Source organism: Streptomyces sp. CB02009 (genome assembly GCF_001905825.1).
GTDB lineage: Bacteria > Actinomycetota > Actinomycetes > Streptomycetales > Streptomycetaceae > Streptomyces.
Genome location: NZ_LIVV01000001.1, coordinates 747274 through 765678 on the forward strand (window position 1 = coordinate 747274; position 18405 = coordinate 765678).

15 protein-coding genes and 1 pseudogene are annotated in these 18405 nt (G+C 74.3%); 10 read left to right on the top strand and 6 right to left on the bottom strand.

What is annotated here, in order from left to right:
* The 3 genes and pseudogenes from AMK27_RS03300 to AMK27_RS03310 all read left to right on the top strand — a co-directional run.
* Positions 1 to 2325 (top strand): annotated as a pseudogene (locus AMK27_RS03300) (arylsulfatase); the annotation flags it as partial.
* Between the two features lie 71 nt (positions 2326 to 2396).
* The gene (locus tag AMK27_RS03305) at positions 2397 to 2906 is read left to right on the top strand and encodes a DinB family protein (protein WP_073902491.1); all 510 of its coding nucleotides are present in this window, start codon (positions 2397 to 2399) and stop codon (positions 2904 to 2906) included.
* A 4-nt stretch (positions 2907 to 2910) separates the two neighbouring features.
* Positions 2911 to 3363, top strand: a complete 453-nt coding sequence (locus tag AMK27_RS03310; protein ID WP_079188166.1) for a nuclear transport factor 2 family protein — start codon at positions 2911 to 2913, stop codon at positions 3361 to 3363.
* Here the strand turns inward: AMK27_RS03310 and AMK27_RS03315 are convergent.
* Together AMK27_RS03315 and AMK27_RS03320 are read right to left on the bottom strand one after the other, a co-directional pair.
* On the bottom strand, positions 3354 to 3722 hold the full coding sequence (locus tag AMK27_RS03315; protein WP_073902492.1) for a hypothetical protein: 369 nt from the start codon (positions 3720 to 3722) through the stop codon (positions 3354 to 3356). The two genes, AMK27_RS03310 and AMK27_RS03315, sit on opposite strands and share 10 nt — an antisense overlap.
* Positions 3723 to 3766: 44 nt before the next feature.
* Positions 3767 to 4741 carry a LysR family transcriptional regulator gene (locus tag AMK27_RS03320; RefSeq protein ID WP_073902493.1) on the bottom strand — a complete coding sequence of 325 codons (975 nt, stop codon included), beginning with the start codon at positions 4739 to 4741 and terminating at the stop codon, positions 3767 to 3769.
* A 135-nt stretch (positions 4742 to 4876) separates the two neighbouring features.
* On the opposite strand from AMK27_RS03320, the gene AMK27_RS03325 reads away from it, so the two are divergent.
* The 3 genes from AMK27_RS03325 to AMK27_RS03335 all read left to right on the top strand — a co-directional run bounded on the left by AMK27_RS03325 (position 4877) and on the right by AMK27_RS03335 (position 10315).
* Positions 4877 to 6112: an MFS transporter gene (locus AMK27_RS03325; RefSeq protein ID WP_073902494.1), complete on the top strand. Its 1236-nt coding sequence runs from the start codon at positions 4877 to 4879 to the stop codon at positions 6110 to 6112.
* 58 nt (positions 6113 to 6170) lie between these two features.
* Positions 6171 to 7685, top strand: coding sequence for a carboxylesterase/lipase family protein (locus tag AMK27_RS03330; protein WP_079188167.1), 1515 nt, complete (start codon positions 6171 to 6173; stop codon positions 7683 to 7685).
* Between the two features lie 386 nt (positions 7686 to 8071).
* The gene (locus AMK27_RS03335; RefSeq protein ID WP_073902495.1) at positions 8072 to 10315 is read left to right on the top strand and encodes a sulfatase-like hydrolase/transferase; all 2244 of its coding nucleotides are present in this window, start codon (positions 8072 to 8074) and stop codon (positions 10313 to 10315) included.
* Positions 10316 to 10402: 87 nt separating this feature from the next.
* On the opposite strand, the gene AMK27_RS03340 is transcribed toward AMK27_RS03335, so the two are convergent.
* Positions 10403 to 10819: a universal stress protein gene (locus tag AMK27_RS03340; RefSeq protein WP_073902496.1), complete on the bottom strand. Its 417-nt coding sequence runs from the start codon at positions 10817 to 10819 to the stop codon at positions 10403 to 10405.
* Position 10820: 1 nt separating this feature from the next.
* Positions 10821 to 12320, bottom strand: a complete 1500-nt coding sequence (locus AMK27_RS03345) for an APC family permease (protein WP_073902497.1) — start codon at positions 12318 to 12320, stop codon at positions 10821 to 10823.
* Between the two features lie 226 nt (positions 12321 to 12546).
* On the opposite strand from AMK27_RS03345, the gene AMK27_RS03350 reads away from it, so the two are divergent.
* On the top strand, positions 12547 to 13248 hold the full coding sequence (locus AMK27_RS03350) for an RraA family protein (RefSeq protein ID WP_073902498.1): 702 nt from the start codon (positions 12547 to 12549) through the stop codon (positions 13246 to 13248).
* A 57-nt stretch (positions 13249 to 13305) separates the two neighbouring features.
* Here the strand turns inward: AMK27_RS03350 and AMK27_RS03355 are convergent, their stop codons facing one another.
* Entirely contained in the window at positions 13306 to 13743 is a 438-nt protein-coding gene (locus AMK27_RS03355; protein WP_073902499.1) for an OsmC family protein, read from the bottom strand.
* A 146-nt stretch (positions 13744 to 13889) separates the two neighbouring features.
* Positions 13890 to 14621, bottom strand: coding sequence for a type 1 glutamine amidotransferase (locus tag AMK27_RS03360; protein WP_241847288.1), 732 nt, complete (start codon positions 14619 to 14621; stop codon positions 13890 to 13892).
* A gap of 283 nt (positions 14622 to 14904) precedes the next feature.
* Here AMK27_RS03360 and AMK27_RS43355 point away from each other — a divergent pair, with 283 nt between their 5' ends.
* The 3 genes from AMK27_RS43355 to AMK27_RS03375 all read left to right on the top strand — a co-directional run bounded on the left by AMK27_RS43355 (position 14905) and on the right by AMK27_RS03375 (position 18358).
* Positions 14905 to 15366: a hypothetical protein gene (locus AMK27_RS43355; RefSeq protein ID WP_073902500.1), complete on the top strand. Its 462-nt coding sequence runs from the start codon at positions 14905 to 14907 to the stop codon at positions 15364 to 15366.
* 101 nt (positions 15367 to 15467) lie between these two features.
* A complete protein-coding gene (locus tag AMK27_RS03370; protein WP_073902501.1) occupies positions 15468 to 17861 on the top strand; it encodes a molybdopterin cofactor-binding domain-containing protein in 2394 nt (797 codons plus the stop codon).
* A gap of 17 nt (positions 17862 to 17878) precedes the next feature.
* Positions 17879 to 18358, top strand: a complete 480-nt coding sequence (locus AMK27_RS03375) for a (2Fe-2S)-binding protein (RefSeq protein WP_073902502.1) — start codon at positions 17879 to 17881, stop codon at positions 18356 to 18358.
* Positions 18359 to 18405: the final 47 nt, after the last annotated feature.

An 18405-nucleotide genomic window follows, 5' to 3' on the forward strand; every position in this document is an offset into this window, starting at 1 on the left:
GAAGCCCCTCGGGCCACAGCCGCCCGGCGCGACCCCTATGAGGGGTTCGCCGGGCACGTCGGCCGCACCTTCGCGGAGTCCGAGCCCGCCTGGCCCGGCCGGACCGCCCCGCCCGCCAAGGCCCCCAACATCGTCGTCGTCCTCGTCGACGACATGGGCTTCAGCGACATCGGACCCTTCGGCTCCGAGATCCCCACGCCCGTCCTCGACGGACTCGCCGACGCCGGCGTCCGGCTCACCAACTACCACACCATGCCGCTGTGCTCACCGGCCCGGGCCGCCCTGCTCACCGGCCTCAACCCGCACCGCGTCGGCTACGCCATGGTCGCCAACTCCGACCCCGGTTTCCCCGGTTACGGCATGGAGATCGCCGACGACATCCCCACGCTCGCCGAACTGCTCCACGACGCGGGCTACGCGACCTACGCCGTCGGCAAGTGGCACCTCGTCCGCGACTCCGCCTCCAACGCGGCGGACGACCGGGCCAACTGGCCCCTGCAGAAGGGCTTCGACCAGTACTACGGCGTCCTCGAAGGGCTCACCAGCCTCTTCCACCCGCACCAGCTCGTCCGGGACAACAGCCCTCTCGACATCGACGAGTTCCCCGACGACTACTACTACACCGACGACATCACCGACCAGGCCCTCTCCATGGTGAAGTCGCTCCGGGCCCACGAGCCCGACAAGCCCTTCTTCCTCTACCTCGCCCACAACGCCGTCCACGGCCCCCTCCAGGCCAAGGCCGAGGACATCGCCCGCCACCGCGGCCGCTACGACGAGGGCTGGGACGTCCTGCGCGAGCGGCGCTTCGCCGCCCAGCTCGCCGCCGGGCTCTTCCCGCCCGGCACCGAACTCCCCGCGCGGAACAGCGAGGCCGGACTCGACGTCCCGGCGTGGGATTCCCTGACGGTAACTCAGCAGCGGCTGTACGCGCGCTACATGGAGGTGTACGCGGCCCTCGTCGACAACATCGACCAGAACCTCGGCCGCCTCACGGACACCCTCGCCGCCCTCGGTGAACTCGACAACACCGTCATCGTCTTCACCTCCGACAACGGCGGCACCGGCGAGGGCGGCGCCGAGGGCACCCGCTCGTACTTCAGCCGCTTCGTCCACCACCCGCGCCTCCCCGGCGACTGGGACCCCGACGTCGACCGCGACCCCGAACTCATCGGCGGCCCCCGCAGCCTGGTCCACTACCCCCGCGGCTGGGGCATGGCCTCCAACACCCCCTTCCGCCTCTACAAGGGCCACACCTACGCGGGCGGTGTCCGCGTGCCGTTCGTCCTCTCCTGGCCCGAGGGCGTCAGGGACGGCCGGCTCGCGAGCGGACTGCGCCCCCAGTACCAGTACGTCACCGACATCGCCCCCACCCTCCTCGAACTCGCCGGTCTCGCCCGGCCCGAGAGCCGCAGGGGCGTCCCGCCCCAGGAACCGGACGGCGTCAGCTTCGGCCCCGTCCTCGCCGACGCCGCCCACGACTCCACCCACCCCGAGCAGTACTGCGAGATGACCGGCAACCGCAGCCACTACCGCGACGGCCGCAAGCTCGTCACCCTCCACCGGCCCGGGGCCCCCTACGACGACTCCGAATGGGCCCTGTACGACATCCGCACCGACCCCACCGAGATCCACGACCTCGCCGCCGCCCACCCCGAACTCGTCAAGGAGCTCTCCGCGGCCTGGGAGGACGCCGCCTGGCGCAACGGCGTCTTCCCGCTCCCCGACCACAGCGGGGCCCTCGCCCGCCGCAACCCCGCAGAGGAGCGCCTCAGCCGCCCCCTCACCCTGCTCCCCGGCACCCCGGAGCTGGAGCGCTACCGCTCCTCCCGGCTCGTCTCGCTGCGCTCCTTCGAGATCGCCGTGGCCGTCGACGAGACCGGGGACGGCGTCCTCGTCTCCCACGGCGACCAGGGCGGCGGCTACAGCCTCTACGTCGAGAACGGCCGGCTCGCCCTCGCGTACAACGAGTACGGAACCCTCCACGAGACCGACGCGGGCCCCCTCGGGCCCGGCCCGCACGAGATCCTCCTCGCCGCCGCGGCGGAGGAGGGACTGCGCTGGAGGTTCACGGTCACCGTGGACGGCGAGCACCGCGCCGCCCCCGGCAGCGTCCACCAACTCATCGGCATGGCCCCGTTCCAGGGCATCAGCGTCGGCGTCGACCGGAAGTCCCCCGTGTCCTGGCCCCTCTTCGAACGCCACCGGTCCTTCCGCTACACCGGTCGGCTGAAGTCCGTCACCTACCGGCCGGGCGCCCCCGGCCCCGACGCGCCCGAAGCCGTCGCCGCCGCACTGAAGGAGGCCGCCGCCGCCTTCGAGTAGAGCCACACGTCCGCGCGGCGGTCCGTGAAAACCGCGGGCCGCCCCGGGCGGAACGAGGGCAGAATGCGCGTATGACCATCCAAGATCACCGCACGTCCGTGCCGTACACCGGGGACGAACGCGCCGTCCTCACGGCCATGCTCGACTTCCAGCGCGACACCCTCGCCCTGAAGTGCGAGGGGCTCACGCCCGAGCAGCTGCGGACGCGGGCGGTCGACCCCTCGGGGCTGTCCCTCCTCGGCCTGGTCCGCCATGCCGCCGAGGTCGAGCGCGGCTGGTTCCGGAACACGCTCGACGGCCAGCGGAGCCGCAGCCGCTGGACGCCGCCGGGCTCCACCGACTGGGCCGACTTCGACGTGGACGACGCCGACGTCGACGAGGCGTTCACCGTCTGGCGGGAGGAGTGCGCCCGCGCCCGCGCGATCGTCGCCGCTGCCGGCTCCCTCGACGCCACGGGGACCCACGAGGGCGTGACGTACTCCGTGCGCTACGTCCTCGCCCACATGATCGAGGAGTACGCACGGCACAACGGCCACGCCGACCTGCTGCGCGAACGCCTCGACGGCACGACGGGGGAGTGACCCGATGACCGCCCCGGGAACCCCCGGCGATCCCGACGGCCACGCCTGCGCCGACCCCGACATCACCCACCCCGACATCGCCGAGGCCGTCGCCGGCGAACTGGCGCTCCTGGACCCGGCCGTACGCGTCTCCCGGGCCCGTGCCGCCGAACTGCTCGACCCCGGGTTCGTCGAGGTCGGCGCGTCCGGCCGGCGCTGGACGTACGAGGAGATGCTCGCCGACCTCCCCGAGATGTCCGGCGCGACGGAGGGCGGACCCCGCTACGAGCCGACCGCCTTCGCGGCGGCCCTGCTCGCCCCCGGCGTCGTCCACCTCACGTACGAGACGCTCCTCGACGGCCGCAGGGCCAGGCGCAGCTCGCTCTGGCGCCGCGACCCCGACGCGCCGGCCGGCACCGGCCTGCGGATGTACTACCACCAGGGAACGCCCGTACCCGAGGCGGACGTTCAGCCGTAGGCGTCGGTCACGCAGTCGGCCGCGCAGCGCCCGTGCTCGAACCGGCGGCGCAGCGCGGCCGCCGCGTGCCGCCGCTCCACCCCGGTGTACCCGTAGCGCTCCTGCGTGGTGCGCACCACGGCCTCGACGGTGACGATCGCCGGTTCGCCCTCGCCGGCGGACCGGCGGGCCAGCGCGATCACGTGGTCGGCCGCCCGCAGCAGATCGCGGGCGTACTCCCGCTGGGCCACGGAGCGCGCGCGGGACGCGGCGAACGGCCGGACCGCGCGCCCCTTCCAGAGGACGCCGACGGTGATGAGCCCCGCACCGAGCAGCAGGACGAGCACGCCCCCCACGGCGTCGTGCGTCCACTGCATCATGGGCCGCCTTCCCTGGACCTGCCCGTCCCCCGGGCGTTCAGAGTCTAGGGCTCGGGGCGCCGGTCCCGTGGCCGAGCCCAGGAGGGTGTCCAGATGTCGGGATCCCGCTCCGCCGCGGCCGGGGACCCGGGGGCCTCGGGTGAGGCGGTGAGATGGTCACGAAGGACGAGCAGCGAGGGGTGCGGGTTGTCCGCGGCCCACAGAAGTGAGTGCGGATAGACCGGAGTCGGACCGTGCACGGCGACGCGCCGCAGGTCGTGCCCCTGCGGCCAGACGAGCCGGGTGCCCGCGCCGACCAGCGTGGCCAGGTCGGGGGAGTCCGCGATGGTGTCGAACAGCGCCTCGGGGCCGAAGTCCGGACCCGTCACCTCGATGGTGAGACCGAACCGGGCGGCCAGGTCCGCGTAGTAGGCCGCCCACTCGGTTCCGCCGACGATGCCGGGAATCCAGATCCGGAGTCCGGCGAGCCGCGCGAGCGGGACGGAACGGGCGCCCGCGAGCGCGTGCCCGGGGCCCGTCAGGAGCTGCAGCGGCTCGTCCAGGACCGGGGCCGCCTCGATGCCCTCGGGAAGCCGCCGGCCGGGCATGGTGACCGCGCGGAAGGACGCGTCGATCGTGCCGGCCCCGAGGGCGGCGACGGCCGTGTCGGCGTCGAACAGCGTCACGACGTCCAGCTCGATCCCGGGATGCGCCCGGTGGAACCCCCGCAGCAGCCCCGCGGTCGCCAGGCGCCGGCCGATCACGTCCACGCGCAGCGCCCGCCGATCCGGCCGCACGGAGGCCGTCGCCCGCGCCTCGGCCTGCAGCAGGGCGCGCGCGTGCGGCAGGAACGCCTGCCCGTCGATCGTCACCTCCGCCCCGCGCGCGGTGCGGGCGAGCAGCCGCACGCCGAGCTCCTTCTCCAGCCCGGCGACCCGCTTGGACGCGGCCTGCTGGGTGATCGCGAGCTCGGCGGCCGCCTCCCGGAACCGGCCCGAGTCCACCACGGCGAGGAAGGTGCGTACGGCTTCGAGGTCCACGCCCCGAGCCTAGCCCGACAACCAGAGGTTGTGCCGTCCACGTGCCCCGGTTGTTTGATCTGCGGGTCCTCCGCTCGCTTTGATGGCGTCCGTCGGTCCGTGGTTGTGCGGCCGGCCGGTGAGAGGGGTACGGGCATGGCGGGCGAGGTGTCCCTCGGACGGGACTTCGGGTGGCTGTGGGCGGCGTACGCGGCCGGCACCCTGGGCACCTGGGTGGCCTTCAACGCCTTCCCGCTGCTGGCCCTCACGGTGCTCCACAAGGGCTCCGCCGAGGTGGCCGCGCTGGCCGCCGTGGGCGCCGCCGTCGGGGCGGCGGTCGCACTGCCGCTCGGCCCCTGGGTGGAGTTCCGCCGCAAGCGGCCCGTGATGGTCGCCATGGACCTCGTGCGGTGCGCGGCGATGCTGAGCGTCGCCGCCGCGTACGCGCTCGACCGGCTCGGCTTCGTCCAGCTCCTCGTCGTCTCCGTGCTCGTCGCCGCGGCCGACATCACCTTCGGCGCCGCCTCCGGCGCCTGCCTGAAGGCGCTCGTACCGGCGGAGGGCCGGCTGGTCGCGCAGGCCCGGCTCGAATCCACGACCTGGACCGCGACCGTCGTCGGACCGCCGCTCGGCGGCGCCCTCGTCGCCTTCGCCGGCCCGGTGGCGACCGTCCTGGTCGACGCCCTGAGCTATCTGCTCTCGGCGGCGGGCATCCGCGCGATCAGAGGCCGGGAGCCCGCTCCCACGCGCGAGGCGGGGGCGGGGATGCGGGCCGGCGACCGTCTCGAAGGGTGGCGGCACATCCTCGGCCAGCCCGTCCTGCGCCCGCTGTTCCTCAACTCCGTCCTGGTCAACGGCCTCATCATGGCGACCGCGCCGCTGCTGGCCGTCCTGATGCTCGGGCCGCTGGGCTTCGCCCCGTGGCAGTACGGGCTGGCCTTCGCGGTGCCCTGCGTCGGCGGTCTCGTCGGCTCTCGGCTGGCCCGGCCGCTCGTCGCGCGGTACGGCCGGCACCGGGTCCTGCGGGTCTCGGGCGTCCTCCGCGCGTGCTGGCCGGTGGGCCTCGTCCTGGTCCACCCCGGTGTCACCGGGCTCGTGCTCGTGATGGCGGTCGAGCTGGCGCTGATCACCTGCGCCGCCGTGTTCACCCCGGTGCTCGCCGCCCATCGCCTCGACCTGACGCCGACCGACCGGGTCGCCCGCACCCTCACCGCCTGGTCCGTCACCGCGAAGGCGTCCCTGGCCGCCCTGACCGCGCTCTGGGGGCTTCTCGCCGCCGTCGTCGGACCTCGTGCGGCGATCGGCCTTGCGGGCGCCCTGCTGCTTGCGACACCGCTGCTGCTGCCCAGGCGGGAGGCGGGCGCGACAGCATGCGTTGACACGTGTAAGTGACGAGTGGCAGGCTCCTGCCCCGGGCTTCGTGTGCCCCCGCGCAGAAGGAGCAGCACCCATGAGCACCACCGGCACGAACACCCCCACCACCGGCGGCACGGCGACCACCGGCGACACGGTGACCACCGGCCGCGGCCCCGTCCGCGGCGAACGCCGCGCCGACGGCAGCCTGCGCTTCCTCGGCATCCCGTACGCGCAGCCGCCCGTCGGCGACCTGCGGTTCGCCGCGCCCGTTCCGCCGGAGCCGTGGACGGAGCCGCTGGACGCCACCGCGTACGGACCGACGGCCCAGCGCCGCCCCTTCGCCGAGATCACCACCATCCCCGAGCCCTCCGTCCCCGGCGCCGGCATCCTCAACCTCAACGTCTTCACCCCCGGCACCGCCCCCGCGGCCCCGCTGCCCGTCCTCGTCTGGATCCACGGCGGCGGCTACGTCGCCGGCTCGGCGGCCAGTCCCTGGTACGACGGAGCCGCCTTCAACCGCGACGGCGTCGTCCTCGTCTCGGTCGGCTACCGCCTCGGCATCGAGGGCTTCCTGCACCTGGAGGACGCGCCCGACAACCGGGGCGTACGGGACTGGATCGCCGCCCTGGAATGGGTGCGGGACAACATCGCGGCCTTCGGCGGAGACCCCGCCAAGGTCACCGTCGCCGGGCAGTCGGCGGGCGGCGGCGCCGTCCAGACCCTCCTCGCCGTCCCCGCGGCCCAGGGCCTGTTCCGCGGCGCGCTCTCCGTCTCGGGAGCCGTCCCGCGCCCCGACGGCCCGGAGGCCGCCCGCGCCGCCGCCCGGCTCCTCACCGCCCGCACCGGCGTACCGGCCACCGCCGCCGCCCTCCGCGACCTGGGCGACGACGAGATCCTCGCCCTCCAGGACCGCATGAGCGAGCCGGGCCCCGACCGCGAGGGCCTGCCGCCGATGCTGACCTTCGCCCCCTTCGCCGACGGCGCGCTCATCCCGCTGCCCGTCCTCGACGCGCTCACGACCGGCGAGGCGGGCGCGGACGTGCCGCTGATGCTCGGCTTCACCGAGCACGAGTTCACGATGTTCCCCGCTCCCGGCCCGGAGGGCCCGCCGCTGCCCGTCCTCCTCGGCGGCCTCGGCCTCGACCCCGCGCGGGCCGACGCCCTCGCCGAGGCGTACGCGGACGGCGGCCCCGAGCGGCTCTTCGGCCAGGCGCTGACCGACGCGACCTTCCGCGCCCCGAACCTCGCCGTCGCCGACGCCCGCGCCGCCCGCGAACGGCCCACCTGGCTCTACGAGTTCGCCTGGCGCTCGCCCGCCGCGGACCTCGCCTTCCACTGCGTCGACCTGCCCTTCGCCTTCGACCTCCTCGACGCCGAGGGAGTCCCTTCCGTCGCCGGGGACGCACCGCCGCGCGCGCTCGCCGACGCCGTGCACCGGGCCTGGGTCGCCTTCGTGACCGACCAGGACCCGGGCGCCGACTGGCCCCGCTACACGGAGGCCGGACGCGCCACCAGGATCTGGGACACCGAACCCCGGACCGCCGCGGACCCGCTCCACGGCGTCCGCGCACTCTGGCTTGACCGAGCGCCGGAGGGGCACCTGGACTGATCGGCGGCGGGCCCGGGCGGCGGGCCCGGACGAGGGGGCCGGACGAGGGGCCCGGGCGACGGGGTTGTCACCCGCTGACCGGCTCAACAGGCCCGTGCCACCGGCGGATCGGCCTCGACCGGCTGGTGTCTCCTGCGGACCGGCTTCAACAGGCTGGTGTCACCGGCCGATCGGCCTCAACCGGCTCGTGTCACCCACGCACCGGCTCCAACAGGGCTCGTGTCACACGCTTTTCATACGCCGTGCATGGTCCACCGGGACGGCTGCCGCCATGCTCGGCTGGACGCCGGGGGCGGACGAACGGCCCTTGCCCGCCCCTGGCATCCAGCCGTTCCCGGCATGCCCGCGCGCGCCGCGTCCGACTCCCCGCCCAAGGAGCCCCCACCATGTCCAGTCGCCGCCGCTTCATCGCCGGGTCCGCCGCCACCCTCGGCCTCGGCGCCCTGCCCGGGACCGCCGCCGCCGACGTCCAGGCGGCGCCCGCGGCGGCCGGGACCGGGAGCGCGGCGGCGCCGACCCGCCCGCCGAACCTCGTCGTGGTGCTCGCCGACGACCTCGGACGCGGCGAACTGGGCGCGTACGGCCAGAAGCTCATCACCACCCCGCGCCTCGACGGACTCGCCGCGGAGGGGCTGCGGTTCACCGACGCGTACTCCACGGCGGCCGTCTGCGCCCCCTCCCGCTGCTCGCTCCTCACCGGTCTGCACACCGGGCACGCGACCGTCCGGGCCAACCCGTCCGGGGCGCAGGGCTCCCTCACCGCCGCCGACACCACCTTCGCTCAGGTGCTCAGGGCCCGCGGCTACCGCACCGGGGTGATCGGCAAGTGGGGCTTCGGGCCGGAGAGCGCCGACCAGGACAGCCACCCCAACGCCCGGGGCTTCGAGGAGTTCCACGGCTACATCGACCACGGCCACGCCCACCAGTACTACCCCGCCTACCTCTGGCACAACGGCGTCAAGGAGCCGATCGCCGCCAACGCGGGCGGCGCCAAGGGCGCCTACGCCCCCGACCTGCTGCGGCAGCGCGCGCTCGACTTCCTCGACCGCCACGCCGCCGAACCGTTCCTCCTGCTGCTCACCCCGACCGTGCCCCACGCACCCAGCGACGTCCCCGCCCACGGCGCGTACGCCTCCCGGTCGTGGAGCGCCGCCGACAAGGGCCACGCCGCCCAGGTGAGCCTCTTCGACGCCCTCGTCGGCGACGTCGTCGACCGGCTGGGCGCCCTGGGCCTCGCGGACGACACGATCGTCCTCGTCACCAGCGACAACGGCCCCCACGAGGAGGGCGGCGTCAACCCCGACCTGTTCGACTCCAACGGACCGCTGCGCGGCTACAAGCGCAACCTGTACGAGGGAGGCGTCCGCGTCCCCCTCGTCGCCTGGGGCCCCGGCCGGGTCAGGACCGGCACGAGCGACCGGCCGACCCCGCTCACCGACCTCCTCCCCACCCTCGCCGAGCTCGGCGGCGCCCCCGCGCCGTCCGACGTCGACGGGCTCTCCGTCGCGCCGCTGCTCGCCGGAGGCACGGAGGCCGCACTCCACGACCACCTGTACTGGTTCCGCGACGAGCGGGGCGTCACCTCCCGCGCGAACGCCCAGGACAAGCAGCGGGCGACCTGGCTCGCCGAGGCGCTCCGCAAGGACCGGTGGAAGGCGGTCAGGTTCGCCCCCGTCCGCGACCACGCGCTGCCGGACGACCAGTGGCAGGTGGAGCTGTACGACCTGGCCACCGACATCGGCGAGAGCTCCGACCTCGCGTCCCGCCACCCCGCCCGGGCGGCCGATCTCGTCGCGCTGATGCGCTCCTCCTGGGAGGACTCCTACCCCCGTGCCGCGTTCGGCACGACCCTCACCGTGCCGTCCCTCGCCGTCCCGGGCCAGGCCTTCACCGTCACCGCCGCCCTCGCCAACGGCTCGTCACGGCCCTGGAGCTCCGCGGCCCTCGCCCTGCGCGCCCCCACGGGCTGGACCGTACAGGCCGTCACGCCCACCACCGCCGCCCAGCTCGCCCCGGGCGCCGCGCTCACGGTCGGCTGGCAGGTCACCCCGCGCGCCGGAGCCCCCGCCTCCACACCGTGGAACCTCACCGCCGAGGGCACCGCGCTCGCCCCGGGAGGTCCCGTGCGGTACGAGGACGCGGGTCTCGTCACCACTCCGCCCCCGGCGCCCACCCGGGACAGCTACCTCTCCGACCTGACCTGGATCCGCGCCGTCAACGGCTGGGGCCCCGTGGAACGCGACACGTCCAACGGCAAGAACGCAGGCGGCGACGGCACCCCGATCGCCTTCGGCGGCACCACCTACGCCAAGGGCCTCGGCGTCCACGCCCACAGCGACGTGGCCTTCCACCTCGGCGGTGTCGGGGACCGGTTCACCGCCCTGGTCGGCATCGACGACTTCTCGGCCCGCCAGAGCTCCGCCGGAGCCACGCGCGCCACGGTGTACGGCGACGACCGCGTCCTGTTCACCAGCCCCGTCCTGACCGCCGCCGGCGGACCCGTCCCGGTCGACGTCGACGTGCGGGGCGTCAGGGTGCTGCGGCTGGAGGTGGCGGACGCCAACGCCAGGACCTCCTTCGACCACACCTCCTGGGCGCTGGCCCGCGTCACCGTCCGCACGGGGACATGAGCGGACGGCGGGTCGGAGACGGAGCCGGACGGCGGGTCGGGGCCGGGGCCGGAGAACGGGTCCTGGCCGGGGCCGGACGGCGCCCGGTCACTCCTCCGGCGGCACGCACAGCACCGGCACGGTCGACATGTGGAGCAGCTTGTGGGGTGTGGAGCCGAGGAGCGCGCCGCGCATCGGGCTCTCGCCCCAGCTGCCCACCACGATGACGCGGGCCGCGTGGCGGGCCGCCGCGTCGATGAGGGCCTGGGCCGGGTTCTTGTCGAGCACCTCGACGACGGTCGGCACACCCGCCCGGTCGGCCTCCGTGACCGCGTGCTCGAGGCCGGCGCGGCCGCTCTGGCGGATGGCCTCCTGGTGCGACCGGTACTCCTCGCCCAGCGGACCGGGCACCGCCGCGCCGTAGACCAGCACGAGCCGCTCGTCGAAGGCGGCGGCCACCTCGACCGCGATCCGCAGCGCCCGGGCCGCGCCGGGGGATTCGTCGTATCCGAGCACGACCGACATCTCAGCGCTCCTTGCCGTGCACCAGCTCGGGGTCGACCACGCCCGGCCGCTCCCTCCAGAAGGCGGGCGCCCGCAGCCGCCACACGATCATCACGACCACCCCGGTGAGGGCGATGCCGATACCGATGACGAGCGGCGGCCCGAGGCCGAACCACGAGGTGCCGCTGTACGAGTTCGCGGGATCGGACATGTCGGAGACCGACCTCACCAGGAGCCAGGTCAGGAGCCCGGCACCGACGAGCGGGCCGACCCCGATCAGCAGGAAGTTGTGGACGCTCTCGAGGAGATGGCGCCGGTAGTAGACGGCGCACGCGATGCCGGTGAGCGCGTAGTAGAACGCGATCAGGAGCGACAGCGCGGTCAGCGAGTCGAAGAGGGCGTTGGTACTGATCTGGTTCACCACCAGGTACCAGGCGATGGCGATGCCGGCCACCCACCACGTACTCACGTCGGGGGTGCGGAAGCGGGGGCTGATGTGGCCGTAGTGCGCGGGCAGCGCACGCCGCCGGGCCATGGAGAGGGCGGTCCGCGAGGCTGGGATGATCGTCGTCTGGGTGGAGGCGATGGCGGACGTGGCGACGGCCAGGAGCAGGACCCAGTCCCAGCCGCCCAGTACGTCGGTGGCGAGCTGGGCGAAGATGAACTCCTCCTCGCCCGCGTTCTCCGCCAGGAACGCCGGACCGGCGTACGCGACGACCGCGAAGCCGACCGACACGTACGTGACGAGCAGGATGACGGTCGACCAGAGGCCGGCCTTGCCCGGGGCGGTCGCGGAGTCCTTGACCTCCTCGGTGAGGTTCACCGCGGATTCCCAGCCCCAGTAGATGAACACGCCGAGCAGCAGCCCGCCGGTCAGCGCCGCCCCTCCGGCGCCGAAGGGGTTCAGCCAGCTGAGGGAGGGTTCGACGGAGTCGTACGCGCTCGTGCCGTCGTACACCTTGTACAGCGCCACACCCACGAAGACCAGCAGGAAGGCGACCTGCGCCAGGATGAGGACGTTCTGCACATGGGCCGACAGCTCGGTGCCGATGACGCAGACGGCCGTCATCACCAGGATCAGGAGCACGGTGAGGGACTGCCGTACGAAGGCGTTGTCCACCCAGCTGTCGAGGCCGAAGGAGAGCAGCGCGAAGCTGACGGCCACGTCCGCGAGGGAGCCGACGACCAGGACGCCGGTCATCGCGATGGCCCAGCCGCCGAGCCATCCGGCCCACGGCCCCATCGCGCGCGTGACCCAGGAGAAGGTCGTACCGCAGTCCTGGTCGACCTTGTTCAGGTAGTAGAACGCGGACGCAATGAGCAGCATCGGGACGAACGACGCGAACATCACGCCGGGTGCGTAGATCCCGGCGAGCGCGACGATCGGGCCGATGACGGCGGCCAGGGAGTACGCGGGGGAGGTGGAGTTGAGTCCGATGACGAGGGCGTCGACGAACCCGATCGCATTCGCCTTCAGACCCGCGGGGCGACCGGCGGGTGAGGCTGGTTCCTCTGCGGCCATGGTGCCTCGCTCTGGAGAGGTATGACTTCATCGTAGGGAGGGCGGGCCGGGGCTGCACGCCAGGGACGCGGGGCCGTACTCCGGCCGGGTGTGCGACGCGGACCGGACGAGGTTGCGTGGGCCCTCGGGGGCGTGGGCCGTCCGGGGAGCCCGGCCGGTCGCGCGCGGTCACCCGATAGCATCGCGCAGCCCGCCGTACCGTACTCGTCACCGAACGGAACGCCTGATGCCGAAGGATCTGGACGACTTCGCGGAACTCTCCACCCCTCTCGTCGCCGACGCCTGCGTGCGCCTTGGCGAGCCTCTGCGCGCCGCGCCCGCCGGGATCCTGCCCGTCGTCGCGGGGCGGAGGGTCGCAGGCCGGGCTCTGCCCGTGCGCCACTACGGCAGCGTCGACGTCTTCCTGGAGGCGTTCACCCGGGCGGAGCCCGGCGACGTGCTCGTCATCGACAACGCGGGTCGCCGCGACGAGGCCTGCATCGGCGACCTCGCCGTCCTGGAGGCGGAGGCGGCGGGTGTCGCCGGGGTCGCCGTCTGGGGGCTGCACCGGGACACGCCCGACCTCGTCGAGATCGGGCTGCCCGTCTTCTCGTACGGACGGCACGCGCCCGGCCCCGTACGCGCCGACCCCCGGGACCCCGACGCGCTGACCGCGGCCCGGTTCGGCGAGCACACGGTGACCGCCGCCGACGTCGTCCTCGCCGACGACGACGGTGTGCTCTTCGTGCCGGCCGCCCGGGTGGAGGCCGTCCTCGACGTGGCCCGCACGCTGTTCCGCACGGAGCGGGAACAGGCCCGCCGCATCAGGGCGGGGGAGACGCTCCGGGCCCAGACCGGGTTCGACGCCTTCCTGGCGGCCCGGGCCGAGGACCCCTCGTACACCTTCCGGCAGCATCTGCGCCGGGTCGGCGGCGCGATCGAGGAGTGAACCGGGGAGCGCCGGGGGAACGGGCGGGGTGAGCGCGCGAGGGGAGCGCGCCGGGGATCAGCCCTCGAAGCCGACCGTGCCGTCGGGCAGGATCGCCTCCACGCGCGCGCCGTGCTCCACCGTGCGGCTCACGGTGCAGAACTTCTCGTGCGTCAGCCGCACCCCGCGGGCGAACACCTCGGCCGCCTTCGGGTTGTTGTCCGGCAGCTCGAACTCGTAGCTGACCCGGATGCGGCCCACCCGGCCGTCGTCCTCGGGCCCGGAGACCGACTCCACCACGATCTTCAGGTCGTCGTGGTCCACGGCCCGCGCGGTGCGGTCCACGACCAGCCCGCCGCAGCCGCCCATCGCCGCGAGCAGCAACTCGACCGGGGTGAACGAGGGCTGCGCGTCGGCGTCGTCGGCGGCGGCCATCCGGACCTCCGCGCCCCGGTCGTTCCGGGCGGTCCAGTTCCGGTAACCGGTGCGGACGGTCTCGATCCGGTAGTCGGCCATGACGGCGGTCTCCTTCGTTCGGATGTGCGTGCTCGTACGGTACGGCGCCCCGGCCAAGCAACCCCACCGCCCCCGCTCTGCCCAAGCGGACGCGCCGGGCAGGTGCTCACCGAAGGGTGAGCACCTGGGCCCGCGCGCGGCGGCCGCTACCGCCCTGTGTCCGCGCGGGCGCGGACCAGCGCGCCCCAGGCCTCGGCGACCGCGCCCCAGACCGTGCGGAGTGCGGGCTCCGCGTCCCGTACCCCGGCCACCATGGCTTCCGGGTCGAGGCCCGACGCCCGGAGCCGCTCGCCGTCCTCGGCCGCCCACTCCGCCACCGTGGCCCCGTCGGCCTCCGGGTGGAACTGCACCGCCCAGCAGGCGCTGCCGACCCGGAACGCCTGGTGCGGGCAGGAGTCGCCGGTCAGCAACGGAACCGCGCCGGGCGGCAGCCGGTCCACGTCGTCCCAGTGCCACTGCGCCGCGGGGGCACCGTCCGGGACCCCTCCGAGCACCGGATCGTCGGTCGCGGCCGGCAGTCTCCTGAGCGGCACGGCGCCCAACTCCGGCCCCTGGGGGCGTGGCGTGACCGAGCCGCCCAGGGCGTGGGCGACGATCTGTCCGCCCAGACAGATCCCGAGCAGCGGCACCTCCCCGCCCACGGCCTCCCGGACGAGTGCCCGGACTCCTGGCAGCCAGGGCGCGGCCTCGTCGTCCTCGCAGTTCACCGACCCACCGAGGACCAACAGCCCCGCGTGGCCGCCCAGGTCGGCCGGGAGGGCCTCGCCCTCCCAGGCCCGCACGACGTCGAGCCGGAGGCCGGCCCGTGCGAGCCGCTCGCCGACGAGTCCCGCGCCCGCGTCCTCCTCGTGCTGCACCACGAGCACGGCCGCGGGCACGGGTGCGGGGCCTGCCGGAGCCCGTCCGCTCCCGATGTGCTCTGCCGCACCTGCGGGCCCCGCAGGCCCTGTCGCCTCCGTCGTCTCCGTCGTCACGGTCGGTCCGCCTCCCATGGGCCGTTCGGGAACGCCTCGTCGCGTTCGCCGACCCCGAGGATCGCCGAAGAAACGTTCGTGCGGGACCCCTGGGAGGCCCTCGCGCGGTCCCGTCTGAGTAGCGGTCCGCGCCCGCCTGAGTATCCGGACCGATACGGGGCCGCCCGCGCCCTGCTGGACTGTGGTCATGACCCTCGACGTCCGGCGCACCCGCCCCCTCCAGCACGTCACCGCCACCGGCACGGCACTCGCCGTCGCCCTCGGGCCGGTGGTCGTCGGCGCGTTGCTCGCCCGGTCGGTGGGCGGCGACCCGATGGCATCCGTCAACGCCCTGATCGCGGGCGGCGGCCAGCGCGCCAGGATCTCGTCCGCCCAGCTCCGCTCCGGCGCCCTGCGCCGCTCGGGCGCCCGCCTCCGCGCCCGGGCGACCCGGGGCGCCGCCCGCCCGCTTCGTCTCCGCACCCGAGCGACGCGCGGGGCCGTCCGTCCGCCCCGCCGCGGCGCCCTTATCGCACCGGTCCGCCGCCTCGCCCGGACGGCTCCGCTGCGCCGCAGCGCCGGATCAGCCGCGCGGTTCGCCCGCCAGGAGGAGGCCCTGCGGCGTCTTCTCCCCGGAGCGCGGCCCACGCACCCCTCGGGCCGACTCTGAGTCGAACGGCTCCCGGCGGGACCCCACATGGGCGATGATCACCGCATCCGAGGAGGCACCCCGGTGCGTCGGCATCGGGGCCACGACGAAGGGCACACCGAATGGCGAGGCGGCATCCCGTGCGGGAGGGGCACCCCACGAGCGGCAGCGGGGACGGAGACGTGCGCTCCGGGAGCGGTAACGACGCGCCGCGGGGCACCAGCCGGCGCCGGTTCCTCGGGTACGTCCTCGCCGCCCCCACGCTCACCGTCGCCGCACCGCTCGGCGCCGAGGCGCTCGCGCCCCGGCAGGCCGCCGCCGCGGCCCCGGCGCTCATCCCCTCGCTCCCCGGACCCGCCGAACTCCTCGACCTCAACGAACTGCTCACCCTCGCGGCGCTCCCCACCAGCCACCTCATCACCATCCGTCTCGACGAGGACGGCACCGCCCACTTCGCGCTGCCCCGTGCCGAGGTCGGCCAGGGCATCACCACCTCCAGCGCCATGATCGTCGCCGAGGAACTCGACCTGCCCCTGGACAAGGTCGAGGTCACGCTCGCTGACGCGCGGCCCGAGCTGCTCTTCAACCAGCTGACGGGCGGCTCCAACACCACCTACTCCACCTATCACCCCCTGCGCGTCGCCGCCGCCGTCGCCCGCGGCAGGCTCCTGCACGCCGCCTCCCTCGTCCTCGGCGAGGCCGTCGGCACCCTCACCACCAAGGCGGGCGCCGTCCTCTCCCCGACCGGTGCGCTGCTCGGCTACGGCGAGCTCGCCGCGAAGGCCGCGGCCGTGTCCGACACCGCCGTCGAGGTCACCCTCAAGGACCCCGACCGCTTCCGGCTCATCGGCACGGCACAGCGCCGCGTCGACGCCCTCGAAGCGATCACCGGCCGCAAGAAGTTCGCGATGGACCTCCAGGTCCCGGACGCCCTGCCCACCATGGTCTGCCGCCCGCCCACCATCAACGGCACGGTCCGCTCCGTCGCCAACCTCGCAGAGGTCCGGGCCATGCCCGGTGTCACCGACGTCGTCGCGGTCTCCACCGGCGTCGCCGTCCGCGGCCGCACCTTCGGCCAGTGCATCGACGCCGTGCGCGCCCTCCGCGTCGACTGGGGGCCCGGCACCGCCGAGGGAGCCTCCGACGCGACCGTCCTCGCGAAGCTGCGCCGGGCCGAACTCCCGCTGGTCGTACCGCCGCTGCCGCTGCTCACCAAGGCCGTCGACGCCCGCTTCACCTTCCACTTCGCCAGCAACGCCGCCCTGGAGACCAACTGCGCGATCGCCGACGTCCGGGAGGACTCCGCCGAGATCTGGGGCTCCCTCAAGGCCCCGATCGTCGCGCAGGAGCAGATCGCCCGCACGCTCGGTCTGCCGGTCTCCGCCGTCCGCGTCCATGTCACCGAGGGCGGCGGCTCCTTCGGCCGCAAGCTCTTCCACGACGCCGCGGCCGAGGCCGCCGAGATCTCCCGCGCCATGGGGAAGCCCGTCAAACTGATGTGGCACCGGACCGACGACTTCCGCCAGGGCCGTACGCACCCGATGTCCACCTCGCGGGTCCGCGCCACGTACACGCTCGGCGAGGTCCTCACGTACGAGCAGCGCCACACCTCCGTGGCCACCGACTTCGGGCACGGCATCGGCGAGCTCCTCACGGCGGAGGCGGCCCGGCTGCCCGTCGGCGACCTCGCCTTCTCCGAGACGATGTTCCAGCTCACCCAGATCAGCCCCTACCACCTGGGCGTCACCACCCAGCTGCTCTCGGAGACGGACAAGGGCTTCAACACCGGGTCGATGCGCAACATCTACTCGCCCAACGTCCGCTGCGCTCAGGAACTCGTCATCGACGAACTGGCCCGGCGCACGGGCCAGGACGCGTACGCGATGCGCCGCCGGCTCCTGAAGGACCCGCGCGCCCGCGCCGTCCTCGACAAGGTCGCCGACGTGGGGGAGTGGGGCCGGCCGATGCCCGCCGGAACCGCCCAGGGCATCGCCGTCCACACCGAGTACCACTCCGTCGTCGCCCTGCTCGTCGAGATCGACTGCCGCCCCGGGACCACCGGGCGGCAGATCCCCGGCGCCGTCACCGGACCACGGGTGACGAAGGCGGTCTGCGCCGTCGACGTCGGTCTCGCGGTCAACCCGCGCGGCCTGGAGGCCCAGATGATGGGCGGCATCTCAGACGGCATCGCCCTCACCCTGACCTCCGGACTCCACCTGCGCGACGGGCACTTCCTCGAAGGCAGCTGGGACCAGTACTTCTACACCCGGCAGTGGAACACCCCGCCCGAGCTCGAGATCATCGTGATGCCCTCGACCGGCGACAAGCCGGGCGGCGCGGGAGAACTCGCGGTGGCCGGCGCCATGGCCGCCGTCGCCTGTGCCTACGGCCGGGCCACCGGCACCATGCCGACGGTCTTCCCCGTCAACCACGCCGATCCGCTCGCCTTCACCCCCCTGCCGACCGTTCCGCCCGTCCCCGCCTCTCCGACCGACGGCCGCGACCGCGCCCTCTGAGACCTGGAGCAGCATCCGTGCCGCAGCACACCTTCATCCTGAACGGCAAGGCCGTGACCGCCGACGTCGAGGGCGACGTCCGGCTCCTCTGGGTCCTCAGGGACGTCCTGGGCGTCACCGGACCCAAGTACGGCTGCGGGGTCGGCGTCTGCCGGGCCTGCACGAGCCACCTCAACGGCAAGGCGTTCACGCCGTGCGCCGTGCCCGTCGAGGACCTCGCCCCGCACGACGAGGTCACCACCATCGAGGGGCTCCCCGCCACCGTCGGAAGCGACCTCCACCCCATGCAGGAGGCCTGGCTCGACCTGGACGTGGCCCAGTGCGGCTACTGCCAGCCGGGCCAGATCATGACCGCGGTCGCGGAGGTGCGGCGGGCCCGGGAGGCCGGCCGCGAGATCACAGAGGCGGACCTGGACACCATCCGCAACATCTGCCGGTGCGGGACCTACCACCGCATCCGGCAGGCCGTGCTGGACGGCGCGCGCAGGATGACCTGACCCCGATTCGACCTACCTGCCCGACCTCGACCTGACGACCTGACCCG